Below are 16,505 nucleotides of genomic sequence, written 5' to 3' on the forward strand. Positions count from 1 at the left end.
TTAAAGTTTATTGTTAATTATTTTTAATTCCTGAATGTCTAATAAATCTTTAGGTCTGCCGGATTTAATTTTACTGGTAATTAAATCTTCTAAAGAAAGCACATTCCATTTTATAATTTCAACATCATTTATTATAACTTTTTCACTCTCATTATACGCTGTTTCAAAAGATTTATTTACTGAAAACCTTGTGATTAATTCTAAATTTAGGCTGTTAGGAGAGAACTTTACTGAAATGTTTTGCTCTTGATTTTTGACTTCATTTGGGAAATCATCAATTTCATATCCCATTTTTTTGAAAACAAAAACTAGTTTTTCAAAATTCTCAGATGTTGTTTCAATCCAAAAATCTATATCTGCAGAATGTCTTTGATAACCATGAAAATTAACTGCACCACCGCCTACCATAAGCATTCTTACATTAAATTTATCACATAAAATGATAAACTGCTTAATTTCTTCATCCCAATTTTGAATCATTTGTCTTTGTGAAATCGATTAGAAAATTATTGCTTGTTTTTTCTATTCTCTTTGAAGGAAAAGCATTTATTTTTTTAGACAGATTAATAAAGGCAATAACGCGTTCAGCACCCGAAAGTTTTAAAAAATCTTCCCGTTGCTGTTTATTGCTTTGCTCTTTATTCTGAAATGTAATTTCCACAATGTTTGAAAATTAGTATAATTAATGTTCTGAAATTATTTCCAGTTCTGTTCTAAAGGCCAGCATTTTGTCGCCAAAAAGCATTAGTCCTTCTTCACGTAATTTTGGAGCGTCTTCGTCATAATAGCTTTGAAGCGTTTCTTTGCTGTCAGTGAAATATTGAATAGCGTAAGTTATGCCACCCATTTCTTCCTCAACAAGTACTTTTACCATTTTTGCCGAAGAAAATTTTCCGGTTGCCAGCATATCGCCAATATGTTTGCTTTGCATCCAGTCTAACCACTGGTCGTGTACACTCTCGTGTATGTTTATTGTTACGTTGTAGATTATCATATTTGTGGATTTGTGGATTTGTGGATTCGAATAACCGAATAAACAAATTACCAAATAAACATTTTATAAATTACTATCTCCTCTTAATTTGCGGTACTGTAACTGCGCCTCTACAAAGTAAATACTATCCTGATGATTGAACAATATTTTTTCGTAGAAAGCTTTTGCTTTTTCAGTATCCGGAATATGTTTTCTGTAAATTTCAGCAGAGAAAAATAAAGCTTCGTCTATATAAATTTCTTCAGCATGTTTGTCTATGATTTGCTGATACATTGCCAATGCTTCCTGATACTGTTGCTGTTTTTCGTGTAATTCCCCCATTTTTAAGAGAACGTCGTCTTCAATGCTTTCTCCTTTGTGCTGTTCCAGAATAAGTTTAAAAGCAGCGAGAGCATCATTGTTTTTGCTTTGAAAGGCCAAATAATCAGCTTTGGCAAATTTTTTCAACGCAACCTGGGTTGAATCTTCTACAGTATTGTCGGAAATTAATAAAAACAATTCCATTGCATCATTGGCGATTAACTGTGAAGTGGAAGATTTTAATACTTCAAACTGTTTTTTGGCCCATTCAAAATCACCTTTATAATAGCTTGCTTTTGCCATTTTTAAATTGGCTTCATGGGCTACCTCGTCATTTTCCAGCTCACTTTCAACCTGTGCATAATAAATGATAGCCTGATTGAATTTTTCATCCAATAGAAGAATATCGGCAAGTTCTAATTTTACTTCGGCTCTTGCATAGACATTTAAGGAGAGTTCCAATGTTTTGTTCAGCAGGCTTTTAGCTGATTCAAACTGGTTAAGGTAAAAGGCGTCAAAGTGAGCTTTTAACACTTGAAGTTTTACAGTGTTTGAACCGTATCCATAGTCAGCAAACAATTTGTTGAAACGCTCTGTTATGGATGGATAGTTTTCTTTTTTGGCATTATTGATGTCAATCTGCAGTAATCCATAATTCATGTCCAGAATAACATCGGCATCTGTTGCATATTCTAATATGAATGATAAAATTTCTTTTTCAGTTTCTGTCTCTTTTTCCTGAGAGGCCAATCGGGCTAAATTAAAAAGACGGCTGAAATTTTCAGGATTACGTCTGTAAATAGCTTTTTCCTGTATGAATGCTTTGTTGTATTCTTTTTGGCTGATGAAAAACCAACTCATAAATTCATTCCAAAAAATATCCTGTGTTTTTTGTGTCTTCAGTAATAATGCTTTTCGGAGTGTGTCCGCAAAAATTTTAGAATGATCCTCTGCTAAAAACCGATTGAGCTGATTTTGAACCAGAATTAAATTGCCTGGATATTTGTTGGCGTAATCCAGTAAAGAATCAATCATGAAATCTATATTTCCTAATTGTCCCTGTAACAAGGCAATTTGGTAATCAAAATTGGTTTCAGGATTTAATTTCTGCCCAAGAGTATAAGCTTCTATAGCTTGTGACAATAATACTTTTTGTTCAAAATCACGGGCAACCAGATATACATTATTGGCATTTTCATTGATTTTGTCAATAGCAAGTTTGTAATACTTATCGGCTTTATCCTGTTGCTTTTGAAGCTGGAAATTATATCCTAATTCAACATATAAATTAGGGTATTTTGTTCTGTTGAGTTTTGCCTGAATTGTCTCCTCAGCTTTGTCGAATTGTTTGAGTTGTTGATAGCACGCAATCAGCTTTTGAAAAAATTGATAATTGCTGGCTTGTTTTTTGACCAATTCTTCATACATCACGACAGCTTTGTCAAATTCCCCACGGTCAAAATAATTTTGTGCCAAATACTCATTTGCGTTGTTGCCTTGAGGCAAATGGGCTTGCGGATTACTACCCGTTGGAGGTGTGACCGTATATTCCTGACCCGAAGCAGTAACAGAAATAAAGAAAAGTATCTGGCAGATTTTCTTCATTTTTAATATAAAAAATAATGTACTAAGGTAGCAATAATTCTGCCACTTTAGTACATTTTAGGTTTTTGTTAAATAACTAATTTATAATATCAAACCCTGTGTATTTTCGTAATACTTCTGGAATTACGATTCCTTCCGGCGTTTGGTAATTTTCTAGAATGCCAGCTAAAACACGGGGCAAGGCTAATGAACTTCCGTTTAATGTATGGGCTAATTGTGTTTTACCATCTTTTCCTTTAAAGCGTAGTTTCAAACGATTTGCCTGAAATGTTTCGAAGTTGGAAACCGATGAAATTTCCAACCATCTATCCTGTGCTGTTGAAAATACTTCGAAATCATAAGTCAAAGCCGAAGCAAAGCCCATATCGCCACCGCATAAACGCAAAACACGGAAAGGCAATTTCAATTCACGCATAATCTCTTTTATGTGTTCAACCATCCCATTTAATGCTTCATGAGAATTATCAGGATGTTCAATACGAACAATTTCAACTTTATCGAACTGGTGTAAACGGTTTAGACCACGAACATGTGCGCCCCAAGAACCAGCCTCACGACGGAAACATGGTGTGTAACCTGTAACAGTAACCGGCAATTCATTTTCCTGTAAAATCACATCTCTGTAAATATTCGTTACCGGAACTTCAGCAGTAGGAATTAAATACAAATCGTCTTTTGCATCGTGGTACATTTGTCCTTCCTTGTCTGGCAATTGTCCTGTTCCATAAGCAGAAGCTTCGTTTACTAAATGAGGTACTTGGACTTCCTGATAGCCCGCATCGGTATTTTTATCTAAAAAGTACGAAATTAGTGCACGTTGTAATTTGGCTCCTTTACCTTTATAGACCGGAAAACCTGGTGCAGTAATTTTAGTCCCCAATTCGAAATCGATGATATCGTATTTCTTGATTAAATCCCAATGTGGTAAAGCGCCTTCGTGCAATACCGGAATTTCACCTTCTTCAAATACATTAATATTATCATCAGCATCTTTCCCTTGTGGCACTATATCAGCAGGCGTATTTGGTAATTTGTATAGCTCTAAAATTAATTCTTCGGCTGTAACGTTTACACTTTCTGTAAGCTCTTTTCCTTTTTCGCGAAGTTGTGTGGTTTTTTCTTTTAAGATTTCCGCTTTGGCTTTTTCACCAGCTTTCATCATCGCCCCAATATCCTTGGACAGTTTATTAGATTCGGCTAAAATGTTATCTAATTCGACTTGTGTTGCACGACGTTTTTCGTCTAATGCAATTACAGAATCAACAATTGCTGTAGCATCAAAATTTCTTTTGGCTAAAGCTTTGATCACTTCTTCCCTTTTTTCTCTAATAACTGCTATTTGTAACATGACTAAAAATTTATAAGAACGCAAATTTAACAATTAGTCAATGTAATGCAGCGTAAATGCAAAATTTATTTAAGATTTTGAAGAATTGTGAATAACTCTTTAGCAGATGTAAAAGAGTGTTTTTGAAAAAGTATGGAATAATCTTTGTCTAAAATCGTAATTGTGGGGTACACAACCTCATTTTTTATAGTGGCTAATTCTGAAGCTAATTCATGTATACCAATGTTTTGTCCTGTGGGTTTGAATTTAAATGTATGATTCAAAAAAGTGATATCTGACTTTTCTTCAGCATCAAACGAAACAAAATAAAATTGTTCGTTTAAAATCCGAATAAGTTCATGGTTTTTAAAAGTATTGTTTTCCATCATTTTACAGTACTTGCACCATGAGGTATGAATAAATACAATAGTAGGTTTTGGATCAGTTTTATTTAAATTTTCAACTTCGGAAAAAGAATGTGTTTTTATTTGCCCATAAAGTATCTGGGCAAATAAGTATAACACTATGAAGAAGATTTTTTTCATTATTTTAAAGTATATCTTACTCCTATAAAACTTCTGATGCCTTGGTTAGGACCATAAACATATCCTGGATCGAAGCTTAATTCTCCAGACTGCACATCTTCGTCGAATGGATCATCCGCCCCTGCAATAATAAATGGATTCCCTTTGTTAGGTGTCCAATTCAATAAATTTTTGATTCCAAAATATACTTCGCAGTTTTTTAGTTTATTAAAAGTAAATTGAATGTTTTGAATACTCCATATAGGTGAATATTTTTTTCTTGGGTCGTTTTGTCCTAAATGAGGCAAGCGCATAGGGCCGTATATGTTTCCTGTATAATCAATTTCAAATGGGAAATTAGGGAATTTATAGGAAACAGACCAGGTTCCGGTAAATCTTTCAGTTAGTATTTGACGGGTTTTTACTCCTTTTTCGGTTTTGTTTACATCCATGTAAGTAGCGCCAAGAATGAATTTTAGACCATTGTTGAAAACCATATCTATGTTAGTGCTTATTCCTTGCGTAACAGCAAATCCATCAAGATTTTTATAAATTATTTGGTCAGGATTGGTATCATAATCAGGAATAATTGAATTGGTAAAATAAGTGTACCAGGCACTGGACTCCCAACTAATGAAACTTCCGTTTTCAAAATAAAATTTCTTTAAAAAATTGATATTGACATTATAGGAACGCTCTGGTTCTAAGTCTTCCTGAACAATTACATCGCGTGATCCTGTAAGCGCGGCATGTTCTTCGGTAAATAAATTTACAATTCTAAATCCAGTTCCAGTATTGAATCTGAAAATGCTGTTCTCATTTACTTTCCACTTGTAAGCCAGGCGAGGTGTGAAAATATTACCATGATTTTTATTGTAATCATATCGTGCTCCTAACAAGAGATTGTGTTTTTCTGACAGATGTATTTCATCCTGTGCAAATAAACTAGGAATCCAATTTTCGTCTTTTTGTACAGTTGCTGTAGTGTTATCATCATATAGTTGATAGCGTATGGCTGTTCCAAGAAGGAAATCATGATTTTTTAGTTTTTTGTCCCATGTCAATTGTCCGAAACCTATTTTCTGCTTTGCTAAATATGGAATGTTGCCATAAACTGAATTCTGATCATGGTCTGTATATGAAAAAGAGAAAAGCATTTTTTCCTTTACTGGTAATTCATAAGCTCCCAAAATCTCATAGCGGCTTGTATAAATACTTTCCCCGTAGACTTCACTTCCGCCTCGGTATTTTTTACGCCACTGCATTTCGCCTCCCCAACGGTCTTCGTAAAAATAACGCCCGGCTAATGAAAACAGTTTTTTACTCGTTCTGTTGAAATTCCATTTTTGAAATACTGAAATCCGGTCTTGTAGGGTTACATCAGTGAAATTATCATCATTGTTATCAATTGGATTGGAATAATTGAAATAATTTACTCCGGTTAGTACAGATGCTGTATTTCCAAGATTTACTTTTGCACCCAAGTCTAAATTTGCTTCTCCCCAGCCTGTTGAAAATCCATCGACAGAAAAAGCAGGGGCATTTTTAGGATTTTTGGTGATGATATTGATTAGTCCGCCCACGGCTTCGCTGCCATATAACGATGAAGCCGGGCCTTTAACCACTTCAATTCTTTCCAATAAAGAATTTGGTATTCCTGAAAGTCCGTAAACAGTTGAAAGTCCGCTTACAATTGGCATTCCATCAATCAACACCAGTGTGTAAGGTCCTTCCAACCCATTAATGTGAATATCACCGGTATTGCAAACATTACAATTTAACTGAGGACGTACTCCGTTTACATTTTGCAAAGCTTCAAAAATGTTGGCTGTTGGGTTTTTTTTGAAAAAGGTCGGTTTAAAAACTTCAACCGGCACCGCACTCTCCAGACGACTGACAGGCTTTAAGGTACCTGTGATGACAACTTCGTCTAATTCGTTCTTTTTTTGTTTTTCAGGAATTAACTCGAAATTCAATACAATTTTAGTAGTGTCTTTAACTAAAAACTTTTTTTTCTGAGTTTGAAAACCTTCAAATGCAACTGTTATTTCATGAGAACCGTTAGTTACATTGTCAAATAGATAATTTCCGTCACTATCAGTCTTCGTTTTGAAAGATTTATTTAAGGTTACTTCAACATTATCAAAAGTAATTTTATCAGATGAAATAGTTCCCTGAATTTTAGTCTGTGCGTTTATACAGCCACAGATGATTATTGCTGCAAGGCAGATTAGATTTCTCACAATTGTGATTTTTATGTGTGTAAATAAATTTTTAGACAAAACTAAAAAATAAATTACATACCTTCAAAAAATAATAGTACTTTTGACTTAAATTTTTGAAAATGACACAGTCAGAAGAAAATTATATAAAAGTAATTTATCATTTAAATGAGGCTTCACCCAAAGGAGTGAATACAAATGCGATTGCATTAATGATGGAAACCAAAGCTTCCTCTGTCACTGATATGCTAAAAAAATTAGCAGATAAAGAATTGGTCGATTATCAAAAATACCAAGGTGTAACGTTAACTGAAAATGGGCAATTAGCCGCAAAGATGATTATTAGAAAGCATCGTTTGTGGGAAGTTTTCTTAGTGAAGAAGCTTGGTTTTGCCTGGGATGAGGTTCATGAAATTGCAGAAGAACTGGAACATATAAAATCGGAAAAGCTGATAGATAAATTGGATGCTTATTTAGAATTTCCCGGTTTTGATCCGCATGGTGACCCTATTCCAAATAGGAAAGGAGAGATGATTTTGACGCACAAACTGGTTTTAAGCGAGGCAGCATCGGATGAAAATTACATTTGCGTTGGAGTTAAAAATTCTTCGGCCGATTTTTTACAGTATTTGGACAAACAAAATATTTCTTTGGGATCAGTCATTAAAGTAATTGGTAAAGAAGCTTTTGACGGATCCTTACAGATAACAGTTGAGAATAAGGATTTGGTTATATCAAATAAAATAGCTGAAAATCTATTTATAAAAAAACAATAGCATGAGTAAATCGCTTGAAGAAGTACACGAAAGTGTATCGACACAAAATAAGGGTTCGTGGTTTAAGAAAATATTTGCTTTTTTAGGCCCTGCCTATTTAATCAGCGTGGGCTATATGGATCCGGGGAACTGGGCAACCGATTTGGCAGGAGGAAGTCAGTTTGGGTATAGCTTGTTATGGGTGCTTTTAATGAGTAATATTATGGCTTTGTTACTGCAAAGCTTGAGTGCCCGACTGGGAATTGTAACCCAGCGTGATTTAGCCCAGGCATCGAGGGAAACCTATTCGCCATTTGTGAATATCCTTTTATATATTCTGGCTGAAATCGCTATTGCGGCCTGTGACCTTGCAGAAGTTTTAGGTATGGCAATCGGTTTGAATCTGTTATTCGGAATACCGTTACTGGAAGGTGTGGCGATTACGGTTTTAGATACATTTCTATTGTTGTTTTTAATCAATAAGGGTATCCGGAAAATGGAAGCTTTCATTATAGCTTTGGTTGCGGTTATAGGTTTTTCATTTGTTTTTGAAATGATATTTGCACAGCCTGATCTTGCTCAGGTAGTTTCGGGATTAATTCCTTCACTGCCTAATGAAACGGCGTTGTACATTGCAATCGGTATTATTGGAGCTACGGTAATGCCCCATAATTTATATTTACATTCCTCATTGGTTCAAACCCGTAAATTTGACCGTAGTGAAAAAGGTATAAAACAGGCTTTGAAATATAATTTAATAGACTCGACCATTGCATTAAACCTGGCCTTTTTCGTGAATGCCGCAATTTTAATTCTGGCGGCCGCCACTTTTTACAAAAACGGAATGTTTGATGTTGCCGAGATTCAGGATGCACACCAATTTTTAGCACCTATGTTGGGTACAAAATGGGCCTCTATATTGTTTGCGGTTGCTTTAATTGCAGCGGGACAAAGCTCTACTATAACAGGAACTTTGGCCGGACAGATTGTGATGGAAGGCTATTTGAATTTAAGAATCCAGCCTTGGGTACGCCGTATTATCACCCGATTAATTGCCATAGTACCAGCAATGATTGTGATTTACATTTTTGGTGAAAAAGTAACCGGCAAAATGCTTATTTTTAGTCAGGTAGTGCTAAGTATGCAGTTGGGTTTTGCCATAATTCCTTTGATACATTTTGTGAGTGATAAAAATAAAATGAAAGGTTTTGCAATAGGCAAATGGACTCAAACAGCATCATGGATTATTGCATTGATTATTGTAGGATTAAATGCTAAGCTTGTTTTTGGTGAATTACAAAGTTTGCTGGAAGCTTCTGAAAATCCTTTGGTTCTGTGGTTAACGGTTGTTCCGGTTGCTGTTGGTTTTGCAATTTTGCTGCTGTATATCATTATTAAACCGTTTGTTCAAAAATCGAGCAGAATACTGAACCATTCACCGCATAACATGAATATTCAGTTTACACAATCAGTTGGATCGAAGATGAAAAATATTGCTGTAGCAGTAGATTTCTCCGAGGCTGATGAAACAGCATTAAATCATGCTATCGATTTAGGAGGATTGGAAGCAAAATATACTTTGATACACGTGGTGGAAACCGTTGGAGCGATAGTATATGGTAAAAACATTGAGGATCAGGAAACTAGTATAGATGAAGAATTACTGCATAAATATAAGGAATTGCTGACTGAGAAAGGTTTTGTGGTAAACACTAAGTTAGGTTTTGGCAAACCTAATAAAGCAATTCCTAAAATCATCAACCATGGCAATTTTGATATTTTAGTGATGGGAACCCATGGACATACAGGATTCAAAGACATCCTATTTGGAACAACAGTTGATGCACTCCGTCATAAAATTTCAATTCCGTTGTATATAGTAAAAAATGATTAACTTGTGTTGAAATAATTTTTTATGAAGAAGTTAATCTTATTGTTTTCAGCATTAGTTTTTTTTTGTTAGCTGCTGTTCTCAAAAAGCAGTTACGAATATTGATCAAAAATTAGATGGGAAATCAGCTAAAGAAATTGTGTTAATCAAAATAATAAATGACTCCCGTTGTCCTGAAAACGTGCAATGCATCTGGGCAGGTGAAGTGCAGTTTGAAGTGGCTGTGTATGAAAATAGTAAAATCACTGAGCAGACACAATTAACGCTTACACCACAAAATCAGAGCGAAATAGTAGCTTGGTTTGCCAATCGGCTGCCTAAAACCGATAAGCCTTTGAAGACAGTGTGGGTATTGCCTTATCCCAAAGACGGGACTTCAGTTAATTTAAGTGATTACATGATTAAGTTAGGATATTAACTGCAGCCGCAATCATTACCACAATTGTCTTTTGGTTTCTTTTTGCCAAAGAATTTTTTGTACAGAAAAACTATAGCAAGAATAAGTAACGAAAAAGCAATTATTTCCTGAATCATCTTATTTTAATAATTGATATGCAATCAGTGCAACTGTATAGGCAAATCCTGACATGAACACTAATTGAACTAACGGCCACTTCCAGCTATTGGTTTCTTTTTTTGTAATCGCCAAGGTACTCATACACTGCATGGCAAAAGCATAGAAGAGCAATAATGAAACACCGGTTGCCATGTTAAATAACTTTTCACCAGTATTGTGATTAATTTCTTCTGCTAACCTGTTTTTTACGGTTGCATCCTGATTTTCTGAATCCTGAATGCTGTAAATAGTTGCCAAAGTACCCACAAATACTTCGCGGGCTGCAAATGAAGAGACAATCGCAATACCTATTTTCCAATCGTAACCTAAAGGCTTTATAACCGGCTCTATTGCTTTACCAACTTTGCCTATGTAGGAGTTTTCTAATTTGTAAGTAGCAATTTCGGCTTCAATGTTTTCATTCGGTTTTACCTGCGATGTTACTATCTTTTCTGCATTTTGGAAATCATCACCAGGGCCATAAGAAGCTAAAAACCAAAGTATAATTGATAATGCCAAAATGATTTTACCTGCTCCCAATACAAACGATTTTGTCTTTTCTATAACATTTATTGCCACATTTTTGAACATGGGCAATTTGTAATTTGGCATTTCGATGACAAAATAGGTTTTCGACTGAATGTTAAGTGATTTATGTAAAATCCAGGCAGAAATCAATGCCATCATAAATCCAAGAAGGTACATGAACATTAAAGCAAATCCTTGTAAGTTGAAAAGGAACAATATACGTTTATTAGGTACAATAATGGAAATGATGATTGCATAAACGGGTAATCTGGCCGAACAAGTAGTAAAAGGCGTCACTAAAATAGAGATTAACCGTTCTTTCCAGTTTTCAATATTTCGGGTTGCCATGATAGCCGGAATGGCACAAGCTGTTCCCGAAATAAGAGGGACAACACTCTTTCCGGATAGTCCAAAACGGCGCATCAGTTTATCCATGATAAATACCACGCGGCTCATATAACCGCTTTCTTCCAATACAGAAATGAAAAAAAACAGGAAAGCAATCTGCGGTATGAAAATAATAATGCCTCCAATGCCAGGAATTACTCCTTGGGTGATTAAATCGGTTAAAATTCCAGCCGGCATTTGCGTTTCAATCCAACTTGCCAATGAAGCAAATGAACTGTCTATAAAATCCATCGGCACACTTGCCCAATCAAAAATAGACTGAAAAATCAGCATCAAAATAAAAAAGAAGATGAAGTACCCCCATACTTTGTGCATCAGGATTCTGTCTAATCGGCTTCTTAAATCTTTAGCTTGGTTGATGTCAACAGTTTGACCAATTTTAAGTGTATCATTAATAAACTGATAACGCTTAATAGTTTCTTTATGCTGGAGCCTCTTTAATTGGTCTTTTGATTTGGTAAAAGAGGGGTCAGGTAATTCTTTTCTATCTAAATTGACAAAATTTACATCCTGTGTTATCACTAACCACAATTTATATAGCAATTGGTTAGGAAAAGCTTTTCGTAAATTCCCAAAATATACCGGATCAATTTCAGAAGCGTTTAAGCAAGGCTCTGTTGGAATGTTTTTGTAATTGACGATAAGGTTTTTAAGCGTTTCAATGCCTTCACCTTTTCTGGAGCTAACCAATGCAATTTTAGTCTTTAACGTTTTTTCTAAATAAGGTATGTCCAAAGAAATTCCTTTGTATGACATTCTATCTGCCATATTGATCACTAAAATTGTTGGAATTTCAAGATCTTTAATTTGTGTAAAAAGTAAAAGGTTACGCTTTAAATTTTCCACTTCAGTCACAACAATAGCGACATCGGGATAATCTTTGTCATTTTTATTCAGAAGAAGTTCAATTACTACATTTTCATCCAATGAACTGGCATTTAAACTATAAGTGCCCGGTAAATCTAAAATAGTAGCTTTTAAATTTGAGGCCAGTTTACAAACCCCGACTTTTTTTTCTACGGTTATCCCTGGATAGTTTCCAACTTGCTGGTTCAACCCAGTAAGTTGATTAAATACAGAGGTTTTTCCAACATTAGGATTTCCAATCAACGCTATGTTAATATTTCCAACTTTCATTATCTTTCGTTAGAAATGATTACTTCTATAGCGTGTGCTGTTTCTTTTCTAATAGCTAAGTGTGAATCGTTTACAATCATATACAAAGGGTCGCCCATAGGAGCTACTTGAAGCAATTGAACCTCGTTTCCTGGTAAACAACCCATCTCAAGCAATTTTAAAGGCACAAGGTCTATATCAAAGTCTTCGATAATTGCCTTTTGTCCTTTTTTTAATTGCGCTAAATTTATTTTCACTTACTTTATTTAGATTGAATTAAGATTACAAAAGTAAGGAATATAATTTAAGTTGAACATGATAAATGTTAGGTTTGATTAAAAAAACCAACTTGCCACAGCTATGGCTGCTACAACGCATATAAAATCTACCAATAACATGGTTGGCAGTGTATAACGTGTGTTTTTAATATTTACTGAGCCAAAGTAAACCGCAATTACATAGAATGTTGTTTCAGCACTGCATTGGAAAATGCATACAAGTCTTCCGGTAAATGAATCCACACCTGAATTACGCATAGCGTCAATCATAAATCCTCTTGATCCGCCAGAACTAAACGGACGAAGTATAGCCACCGGTAATCCGTCAGTGATTTTTTTGCTCACACCCAGATTGGAAAACACAAATGCGATTCCGTTGCTGATAATTTCAAACAAACCACTGTTTCTAAAAAAAGAAATAGCCACAAGCATTCCCATCACATAAGGAAAAATTTTAACACCTGTATTCAATCCGTTGCGGGCACCGTCAACAAAAGTGTCAAAAATAGTTGTGTTGGCTTCTGAGAATTTTCTTTCGTTGATAAAAGAAAAAATTAAAGTAAACCCGATAATGGCAATCAGCATTAAGCCTGAAAGATTACCTGTAAATGAATTTTTGCCAATTAAATCCAAAGTGTTTATGTAAAATAACAAACCTACAATAGCACCTATAACCCCCATCAATGCGGCTAACAGACCAACACTTTTAAAATTAATACGCTGACGTATTCCTACAATAAGAAATGCCGCTATTGTACCAATAAATGAAGTAATAATACAAGGCAACATCACGTCTGCCGGGTTTGCTGCATTTTCTGCCGCACGATAACCAATGATGGAAGTTGGTATCAAAGTCAATCCAGCTGCGTGCAAACACATAAACATAATTTGTGCATCACTGGCTTTGTCTTTATCCGGATTCAATTCTTGTAAACTTTGCATGGCTTTTAATCCAAAAGGCGTTGCTGCTGAATCCAATCCAAGGAAATTAGCGGCAAAATTTAACGTCATATACGATATTGATTCGTGGTTTTTAGGTATTGAAGGGAAAACTTTTGCAAAAAGCGGACTCAGTCTTTTAGCTAATTTTTCAGAAGCACCTGATATAATCAGAAGTTCCATTAACCCGCAGAAAAAGGCTAAATAGGCAATCAGCGGTATGATTAAGTCAACCAAACTGTTTTTACAGGTAGGCAATAATCCATCAGCTTTTTGAATGCCACTGTATAATTTTACCGTTTGATTTTTATAAACATAGGTTGTATCAGCATTTAAAGTATCACGATTGACAATCATTGTCATATCGGGGGCTTTTTCAATACTGTCGGCAACAAATTTCGGAATTTGGTTTAAGTATTTTTCAGAAACTAAAATCGGATCGTCTTTTTTACCGTTTAGGATAAAATCAGTAGAATAATTATTTCCTGTAAATAGGCTTATAACAATGAATGTAATAGACGAAATGAAAATTACCAGCCAAAATCTGCTTAGAACCATAGTTTAAATTTTTGTAAATGTAGTAAATCAATGGCAATAGCAAAAATCAATTGCAATGACTATTAATTTGAGATTGTTACTGAATTTTACACATGAATCACTTCTTCCTCAATTAATAAATCTTCGCCTCTTAACCGTAATATTATCTGGGCCACCGCAATTACATCTTTTTCACAATACGTTATAATACGGTCAATGTTTTTGTCAGTGTAATATACTTTTGCAACTTCACTGCCGTCAATGTCATCCTTTGGAGATGGAATTCCTAAAACGTTGGTTAATAATTTTAAGGAAGTGTAATGTTTATAATCACCGAATTTCCACAATTCAAGGGTGTCCAAGTGCGGGACTTCCCATGGTTTTTTGCCAAAGAGATTCAGTTTTTGGGGAATGGTAACTCCGTTAATAATCATTCTTCGGGCTATAAAAGGAAAATCAAACTCTTTCGCATTATGACCACATAAAACATGCTGAGGCTGACCAAAATGATTGTTTAACAAATTTGAAAAGTCTTTTAGGATTTTAATTTCATCTCCAAAAAAAGTGGTCACTCTAAAATGACGGATATCACTTTTGAAAGTAAAATAACCCACAGAAATACAGATTATTTTTCCAAATTCAGCCCAAATCCCTGCGCGTTCATAAAATTCTTCGGAAGTGTATTCGTCTTTTCTCTGGTATTGTGTTTTTAAATCAAAAAGCTCTTTTTTGGTTTCGTCCAAATCTGAAAAATTTTCAAATTCAGGAACAGTTTCTATATCAAGGAATAAAACATTTTCCAGTTGGAGTTTGTCTAGCATTGTTTGTTTGTGTTTTGACTAAAATAGAAAAAAAGGAACAATTAAAAAATAGCTGTCTAATTTTAGACAGCTATTTTGATTTATAAATTCCCAATTATTTTGTCTTTAGGATATTTGACTATATAACTAATCCTTATTTTTTTGGTTTCGTTAGGTTTTAAATTAACATCCCAAGTTAGTATCCCGGTCTCATTATTCACTTTTGCGCCGTCTTTTCCCAATAACTCAATTTCAATTTCTTTGTCACTTGAAAGTGGATATTGGTCTTTTAGCAACATATAAATGGCTTCTTTCTTATTGTTTCGAAGTGTAATGTCGTAAGTAAAAGTCTGTTCTTTTTTAGAAGATAAAAACTTAGTTCCTGATTTATCGACTACTTTTTCGCGTTTGATTGATACTTTTTTATCACGACCCATACTTAAATTTAAAGTATCAGATGTCTGACTTGGGTTGATGTGTGTTTTTCCAACATACATTCCTTCAAAAATGATATTGGCTTCACCAGGCAGTAAATTATATTTTCCGTAGTCTTTAATTTCGGCTAATAAAAAGGCTTCTTTTTCGATTTTAGGAACCGAGTAGTATTTATAAGATGCTGGTATTTTGATATCTTTTAAGGCAACACTATGCGCTTTTCCATTGGATAGAATATCATAAGGAATATCAATGTCGAATGAAATATTGAGTTGGTTTTCAACTATGTCAACATAGCCTGAAATAGATGCAGGTGCAGCTTCACCTAACATTTTATATTCTTTAACTTGAACTCCAGCAACACTGCCTTGTAATTGATTCATCATCCCTTTTTGTCTGTAATTATAACTTGGAGCCCCATAATTTAAAAACCAAGGACTTAAAATAGGAGCTTGATTATTTTGATTAGGATTGCCTGATGATAAGGTCAATTTCACTTTTTTCCAGTCAATACCCGTATTCTGAACTACTTGTGCTTTATACATCATAGTGATAGGTTCTTTTACATTTTCTGCCCTTAAATCATAAAAAGGGGACCAACCTGCATTTTGGGTAATATATGAAATATCTAATGGTACATTGCCTGCTGAATTATTCATAAGCTGCAGTACCAGTTTACCGGTTGACATTTTTTCTTCTTTACTGCTGTCAACTTCCAGTTTTGTGTTCAAACGGGTTAAAGTTTCTCTTAATTTCTTTTCTCTTTCTTCTAGTGCGTTGATGGAATTACTGATCTCTGTTCTTTTGGTTTTGTAATATTCCACCATTTTAGTTAATTCGATAACGCTTAAACCCGAATTTTGACCAAAGACCTGTTGGTTTTTATCCAGTAATTCAATCGTTTTTTGTTCCGAAATTTTGGTGTTAATTACTTTATTGATTTCCTTTTGAACCAAATTGATGCTATCCCTTACTTTTTTTATGGCAGGTGAGTTTTCATCAATGTCATATTCTGAAATATAATCATTAGTAAACTGTACAGAGAGAACAGTAACTGTTGAAGGTGCTCCAATTTGTACCGAATTTTCATTTAGGTTATTTGCTACATTTTTAACCACAACTTCACTTGTGCCATTAGGTAGCATTGCACTAGTAGACTGTACTATTTCTGCCGAGTTGAAATATACCGTTGCTTCTTTTACTCTAGCTTGTGTAAAAATAGGTTTTTGGGCAACAGTTATTGCGGACATTAAAACCAGTAGGATAGACACTATTTTTTGCATGATAAAT

14 protein-coding genes are annotated in these 16,505 nt (G+C 34.6%); 3 read left to right on the forward strand and 11 right to left on the reverse strand.

Features of this window, described 5'->3' with window-relative positions; translation table 11 throughout:
* The 6 genes from EZM65_RS05735 to EZM65_RS05765 all read right to left on the reverse strand — a co-directional run bounded on the left by EZM65_RS05735 (position 1) and on the right by EZM65_RS05765 (position 6,993).
* A complete protein-coding gene (locus EZM65_RS05735; RefSeq protein ID WP_136667598.1) occupies positions 1-480 on the reverse strand; it encodes a nucleotidyl transferase AbiEii/AbiGii toxin family protein in 480 nt (159 codons plus the stop codon).
* Between the two features lie 202 nt (positions 481-682).
* Positions 683-994, reverse strand: coding sequence for a DUF4286 family protein (locus tag EZM65_RS05745; RefSeq protein ID WP_136667600.1), 312 nt, complete (start codon positions 992-994; stop codon positions 683-685).
* A gap of 63 nt (positions 995-1,057) precedes the next feature.
* Entirely contained in the window at positions 1,058-2,899 is a 1,842-nt protein-coding gene (locus tag EZM65_RS05750; RefSeq protein ID WP_136667601.1) for a tetratricopeptide repeat protein, read from the reverse strand.
* 76 nt (positions 2,900-2,975) lie between these two features.
* A complete protein-coding gene (serS, locus tag EZM65_RS05755) occupies positions 2,976-4,247 on the reverse strand; it encodes a serine--tRNA ligase (RefSeq protein WP_136667602.1) in 1,272 nt (423 codons plus the stop codon).
* Positions 4,248-4,312: 65 nt separating this feature from the next.
* Complete coding sequence (locus EZM65_RS05760) at positions 4,313-4,771, reverse strand: DUF255 domain-containing protein (RefSeq protein WP_136667603.1); 459 nt, start codon at positions 4,769-4,771, stop codon at positions 4,313-4,315.
* Positions 4,771-6,993 carry a TonB-dependent receptor domain-containing protein gene (locus EZM65_RS05765; protein WP_136667604.1) on the reverse strand — a complete coding sequence of 741 codons (2,223 nt, stop codon included), beginning with the start codon at positions 6,991-6,993 and terminating at the stop codon, positions 4,771-4,773. The genes EZM65_RS05760 and EZM65_RS05765 overlap by 1 nt, the downstream gene beginning before the upstream one ends.
* 101 nt (positions 6,994-7,094) lie before the next feature.
* Between EZM65_RS05765 and EZM65_RS05770 the strand changes: the two genes are divergently transcribed.
* The 3 genes from EZM65_RS05770 (at position 7,095) to EZM65_RS05780 (ending at position 10,036) form a co-directional block, all read left to right on the forward strand.
* Complete coding sequence (locus EZM65_RS05770; protein ID WP_136667605.1) at positions 7,095-7,748, forward strand: metal-dependent transcriptional regulator; 654 nt, start codon at positions 7,095-7,097, stop codon at positions 7,746-7,748.
* A gap of 1 nt (position 7,749) precedes the next feature.
* Positions 7,750-9,621: an Nramp family divalent metal transporter gene (locus EZM65_RS05775; RefSeq protein WP_136667606.1), complete on the forward strand. Its 1,872-nt coding sequence runs from the start codon at positions 7,750-7,752 to the stop codon at positions 9,619-9,621.
* A gap of 136 nt (positions 9,622-9,757) precedes the next feature.
* Positions 9,758-10,036 (forward strand): hypothetical protein, encoded by a 279-nt coding sequence (locus tag EZM65_RS05780; protein ID WP_136667607.1) that lies wholly within the window; start codon positions 9,758-9,760, stop codon positions 10,034-10,036.
* A gap of 117 nt (positions 10,037-10,153) precedes the next feature.
* On the opposite strand, the gene feoB is transcribed toward EZM65_RS05780, so the two are convergent.
* The 5 genes from feoB to EZM65_RS05810 all read right to left on the reverse strand — a co-directional run bounded on the left by feoB (position 10,154) and on the right by EZM65_RS05810 (position 16,498).
* Positions 10,154-12,247 (reverse strand): ferrous iron transport protein B, encoded by a 2,094-nt coding sequence (gene feoB / locus EZM65_RS05790; RefSeq protein ID WP_136667609.1) that lies wholly within the window; start codon positions 12,245-12,247, stop codon positions 10,154-10,156.
* Positions 12,247-12,483 carry a FeoA family protein gene (locus EZM65_RS05795; protein ID WP_136667610.1) on the reverse strand — a complete coding sequence of 79 codons (237 nt, stop codon included), beginning with the start codon at positions 12,481-12,483 and terminating at the stop codon, positions 12,247-12,249. Before EZM65_RS05795 ends, feoB begins: the two co-directional genes overlap by 1 nt.
* 78 nt (positions 12,484-12,561) lie before the next feature.
* Positions 12,562-14,001 (reverse strand): nucleoside recognition domain-containing protein, encoded by a 1,440-nt coding sequence (locus tag EZM65_RS05800; protein ID WP_136667611.1) that lies wholly within the window; start codon positions 13,999-14,001, stop codon positions 12,562-12,564.
* An 86-nt stretch (positions 14,002-14,087) separates the two neighbouring features.
* Positions 14,088-14,801 (reverse strand): 3'-5' exonuclease, encoded by a 714-nt coding sequence (locus EZM65_RS05805; protein ID WP_136667612.1) that lies wholly within the window; start codon positions 14,799-14,801, stop codon positions 14,088-14,090.
* Between the two features lie 80 nt (positions 14,802-14,881).
* Positions 14,882-16,498: a DUF4139 domain-containing protein gene (locus tag EZM65_RS05810; protein ID WP_136667613.1), complete on the reverse strand. Its 1,617-nt coding sequence runs from the start codon at positions 16,496-16,498 to the stop codon at positions 14,882-14,884.
* Positions 16,499-16,505 lie beyond the last annotated feature (7 nt).

The organism is Flavobacterium sp. H122, assembly GCF_004959765.1.
In the GTDB taxonomy this organism is placed as follows: Bacteria; Bacteroidota; Bacteroidia; order Flavobacteriales; family Flavobacteriaceae; genus Flavobacterium.